2 rRNA genes are annotated in these 5394 nt (G+C 58.6%); both read right to left on the bottom strand.

From position 1 onward, the window contains the following. Nucleotides 1–119: 119 nt before the first annotated feature. A 23S ribosomal RNA gene (locus tag CTKZ_RS09605) occupies nt 120–3224 on the bottom strand. A 429-nt stretch (nt 3225–3653) separates the two neighbouring features. Next, nucleotides 3654–5173 (bottom strand): 16S ribosomal RNA (locus CTKZ_RS09600). The 16S and 23S rRNA genes sit together here, the layout of an rRNA operon. Nucleotides 5174–5394: the final 221 nt, after the last annotated feature.

The raw sequence follows: 5394 nt of genomic DNA, 5'->3' as shown, positions 1-5394 counted from the left end.
GGTTCGGAATGGGACCGGGCGTTTCCCCTTCGCTATGACCGCCGTAACGTTGTCGAGTTGTCAAACGGGTTCCCGTTCGTCTCTCGGGAACCGCACAGTGGACGCGTAGCAATGAATGCGTGGTGAAGTTGTCGGCTTATTAGTACCGGTCAGCTGCGAGGGTCGTTGGTCCCCTCTTCCACATCCGGCCTATCAACCCCGTGGTCTAGCGGGGTGCCTCTCGGGACGAATCCCGTGGAAACCTCATCTTGAAGCAGGCTTCCCGCTTAGATGCTTTCAGCGGTTATCCCTTCCGAACGTAGCCAACCAGCCGTGCTCCTGGCGGAACAACTGGCACACCAGAGGTTCGTCCGTCCCGGTCCTCTCGTACTAGGGACAGCCCTTCTCAAGTTTCCTGCGCGCGCAGCGGATAGGGACCGAACTGTCTCACGACGTTCTAAACCCAGCTCGCGTACCGCTTTAATGGGCGAACAGCCCAACCCTTGGGACCTACTCCAGCCCCAGGATGCGACGAGCCGACATCGAGGTGCCAAACCATGCCGTCGATATGGACTCTTGGGCAAGATCAGCCTGTTATCCCCGGGGTACCTTTTATCCGTTGAGCGACGGCGCTTCCACAAGCCACCGCCGGATCACTAGTTCCGACTTTCGTCCCTGCTCGACCTGTCAGTCTCACAGTCAAGCTCCCTTGTGCACTTGCACTCGCCACCTGATTGCCAACCAGGCTGAGGGAACCTTTGAGCGCCTCCGTTACATTTTAGGAGGCAACCGCCCCAGTTAAACTACCCACCAGGCACTGTCCCTAGTCCGGATCACGGACCGAGGTTAGATGTCCAGAGCGACCAGAGTGGTATTTCAACGTTGACTCCACCGACACTGGCGTGCCGGCTTCACAGTCTCCCACCTATCCTACACAAGCCGCACCGAACACCAATACCAAGCTATAGTAAAGGTCCCGGGGTCTTTCCGTCCTGCTGCGCGTAACGAGCATCTTTACTCGTAGTGCAATTTCGCCGAGTTCGCGGTTGAGACAGCGGAGAAGTCGTTACGCCATTCGTGCAGGTCGGAACTTACCCGACAAGGAATTTCGCTACCTTAGGATGGTTATAGTTACCACCGCCGTTTACTGGGGCTTAAATTCTGAGCTTCGCCTTGCGGCTGACCCGTCCTCTTAACCTTCCAGCACCGGGCAGGCGTCAGTCCGTATACATCGTCTTGCGACTTCGCACGGACCTGTGTTTTTAGTAAACAGTCGCTTCTCCCTGGTCTCTGCGGCCCTTCACGCTCCCCGAGCAAGTCGGTTCACGCTTCAGGCCCCCCTTCTCCCGAAGTTACGGGGGCATTTTGCCGAGTTCCTTAACCACGATTCTCTCGATCGCCTTGGTATTCTCTACCTGACCACCTGAGTCGGTTTGGGGTACGGGCGGCTAGAACCTCGCGTCGAGGCTTTTCTTGGCAGCATAGGATCACCAGATTCCCGCGTTCGCGGTCACCGTCAGCTCTCAGGCTCGTGAGGTGCGGATTTGCCTACACCTCGCCCTACGACCTTGGACGTGGACTACCATCGCCACGCTTGGCTACCTTCCTGCGTCACCCCTGTTAATACGCTTACCTACTACCGGTTCGGGTCCCGTGCTCCCCGGCCCGGTGCACCCGAAGGTGCGGTGGGCCGGCTCGGACGGTTAGCATCACCGGGCTCGGTATGGGCGGTTCTTCGCCGGTACGGGAATATCAACCCGTTGTCCATCGACTACGCCTGTCGGCCTCGCCTTAGGTCCCGACTTACCCAGGGCGGATTAGCCTGGCCCTGGAACCCTTGGTCATTCGGCGGACGGGTTTCTCACCCGTCATTCGCTACTCATGCCTGCATTCTCACTCGTGTGGCGTCCACCGCTGGGTTACCCCGCGACTTCGCCCGCCACACGACGCTCCCCTACCCATCCACACGACTGAACCACGAAGGCTTGTCGAACGTGTGAATGCCACAGCTTCGGCGGTATGCTTGAGCCCCGCTACATTGTCGGCGCGGAATCACTTGACCAGTGAGCTATTACGCACTCTTTCAAGGGTGGCTGCTTCTAAGCCAACCTCCTGGTTGTCTGTGCAACTCCACATCCTTTCCCACTTAGCATACGCTTAGGGGCCTTAGCTGGTGGTCTGGGCTGTTTCCCTCTCGACTACGGAGCTTATCCCCCGCAGTCTCACTGCCACGCTCTGGCTTACCGGCATTCGGAGTTTGGCTAACGTCAGTAACCTGGTGGGGCCCATCGGCTATCCAGTAGCTCTACCTCCGGCAAGAAACGCGTGACGCTGCACCTAAATGCATTTCGGGGAGAACCAGCTATCACGGAGTTTGATTGGCCTTTCACCCCTAACCACAGGTCATCCCCCAGGTTTTCAACCCTGGTGGGTTCGGGCCTCCACGCGGTCTTACCCGCGCTTCACCCTGCCCATGGCTAGATCACTCCGCTTCGGGTCTAGAGCACGCGACTAAATCGCCCTATTCGGACTCGCTTTCGCTACGGCTTCCCCACACGGGTTAACCTCGCCACGTACCACTAACTCGCAGGCTCATTCTTCAAAAGGCACGCCGTCACCCCTGCTAGGGAGGCTCCGACGGTTTGTAGGCACACGGTTTCAGGTACTATTTCACTCCCCTCCCGGGGTACTTTTCACCTTTCCCTCACGGTACTTGTCCGCTATCGGTCACTAGGTAGTATTTAGGCTTACACAGTGGTCTGTGCAGATTCACTCCAGGTTTCTCGGGCCCGGAGCTACTTGGGATCCCTCTCGGGAGGCCACGCCATTTCGTCTACGGGGGTACCACCCTCTGTGCCGGGCCTTTCAATGCCCTTCGACTATGACGCGACTTTCTGACTCCCTGCTGGTTCGGCAGAACCAGCTGAAAGGTCCCACAACCCCGCATGCGCAACGCCTGCCGGCTTGAACACGCATACGGTTTGGCCTGATCCGCTTTCGCTCGCCACTACTCACGGAATATCTCTTCCTGCCGGTACTGAGATGTTTCACTTCCCGGCGTTCCCTCCACACACCCTATATATTCAGGTGCGGGTCACACGACATGACTCGTGCGGGGTTTCCCCATTCGGACATCCTCGGATCACGGTTCGTTTGCCAACTCCCCGAGGCTTATCGCAGGCTACCACGTCCTTCTTCGGCTCCTAGTGCCAAGGCATCCACCCTGTGCCCTTATAAACTTGACCACAAAGATCATTCAAAGATGCTCGCGTCCACTGTGCAGTTCTCAAGCTACGACCGGGTGACTCACCTGCAACGTCCGAGCGCCTGCCCACCACACGGTGAGCGGTTCGCCGGACCAGGCGGCCCGCAGGCCGACGCGCACCCACCCACCCGCAGGCGGATCAAGTGCGCGTCCCGACCCCGAGGTCAACAACCGTGACGGCTGTTCCCTCAGGACCCAACAGCGTGCCAGGCCGACCCGATCACCCGGTGTGGATCCCCGTTCCCTCCCCGCAGACGAGCTGCAGGCGTACTAGGAGCCACCGGAACCAAGCCGGCCGTAGTCGATGTTCCACCCTCGAGCACCACCCCCGACACGTTCGGCCAGGGCGTGGGCCTGGACACCACAAGCACACCCATGACAGGCGGACCCGGTGCCAGATGCTCCTTAGAAAGGAGGTGATCCAGCCGCACCTTCCGGTACGGCTACCTTGTTACGACTTAGTCCCAATCGCCAGTCCCACCTTCGACAGCTCCCTCTCTTACGAGTTGGGCCACTGGCTTCGGGTGTTACCGACTTTCGTGACTTGACGGGCGGTGTGTACAAGGCCCGGGAACGTATTCACCGCAGCGTTGCTGATCTGCGATTACTAGCGACTCCGACTTCATGGGGTCGAGTTGCAGACCCCAATCCGAACTGAGACCGGCTTTTTGGGATTCGCTCCACCTCGCGGTATCGCAGCCCTTTGTACCGGCCATTGTAGCATGCGTGAAGCCCAAGACATAAGGGGCATGATGATTTGACGTCATCCCCACCTTCCTCCGAGTTGACCCCGGCAGTCTCCCATGAGTCCCCGGCATAACCCGCTGGCAACATGGGACGAGGGTTGCGCTCGTTGCGGGACTTAACCCAACATCTCACGACACGAGCTGACGACAACCATGCACCACCTGTACACCGACCTTACGGGGAGCACATCTCTGCACTTTTCCGGTGTATGTCAAGCCTTGGTAAGGTTCTTCGCGTTGCATCGAATTAATCCGCATGCTCCGCCGCTTGTGCGGGCCCCCGTCAATTTCTTTGAGTTTTAGCCTTGCGGCCGTACTCCCCAGGCGGGGCACTTAATGCGTTTGCTGCGGCACAGAGCTCGTGGAATGAGCCCCACACCTAGTGCCCAACGTTTACGGCATGGACTACCAGGGTATCTAATCCTGTTCGCTCCCCATGCTTTCGCTCCTCAGCGTCAGTTGCGGCCCAGTGACCTGCCTTCGCCATCGGTGTTCCTCCTGATATCTGCGCATTCCACCGCTACACCAGGAATTCCAGTCACCCCTACCGCACTCTAGTCTGCCCGTACCCACTGCAAGCCCCAGGTTGAGCCTGAGGTTTTCACAGCAGACGCGACAAACCGCCTACGAGCTCTTTACGCCCAATAATTCCGGACAACGCTTGCGCCCTACGTATTACCGCGGCTGCTGGCACGTAGTTAGCCGGCGCTTCTTCTGCAGGTACCGTCACTTGCGCTTCTTCCCTGCTGAAAGAGGTTTACAACCCGAAGGCCGTCATCCCTCACGTGGCGTCGCTGCATCAGGCTTTCGCCCATTGTGCAATATTCCCCACTGCTGCCTCCCGTAGGAGTCTGGGCCGTGTCTCAGTCCCAGTGTGGCCGGTCGCCCTCTCAGGCCGGCTACCCGTCGTCGCCTTGGTAGGCCATTACCCCACCAACAAGCTGATAGGCCGCGAGCCCATCCCTGACCGAAAAACTTTCCAGAAACCCGGATGCCCGGGCCTCTCATATCCGGTATTAGCGACCGTTTCCGGTCGTTATCCCAGAGTCAGGGGCAGGTTGCTCACGTGTTACTCACCCGTTCGCCACTGATCAGACCAGCAAGCTGGTCGTCACCGTTCGACTTGCATGTGTTAAGCACGCCACCAGCGTTCGTCCTGAGCCAGAATCAAACTCTCCGTAAATGTCTACATGGCACCGACCCACCGAAGCAGGCCAGCAACCGACACACGAAACAGTCCCGAAGGACCAATCAGATTCGGCTGTTCACGAGAAGACCCGATCCACGGGGTGGCACGAGCCCTCTCAATCTCAACCAAGACCCACCACACGAAACCGTGCGATGAACCATCTTGGCATCGACTACTTGGCACACTGTTGAGTTCTCAAGGAACAGACGCGCATC

It is taken from the genome of Cellulomonas algicola (assembly GCF_003851725.1).
Lineage (GTDB): Bacteria > Actinomycetota > Actinomycetes > Actinomycetales > Cellulomonadaceae > Cellulomonas > Cellulomonas algicola.
The sequence above is the reverse complement of the archived record's forward strand: the minus strand, read 5'-3'. Positions and strand labels throughout refer to the sequence as shown.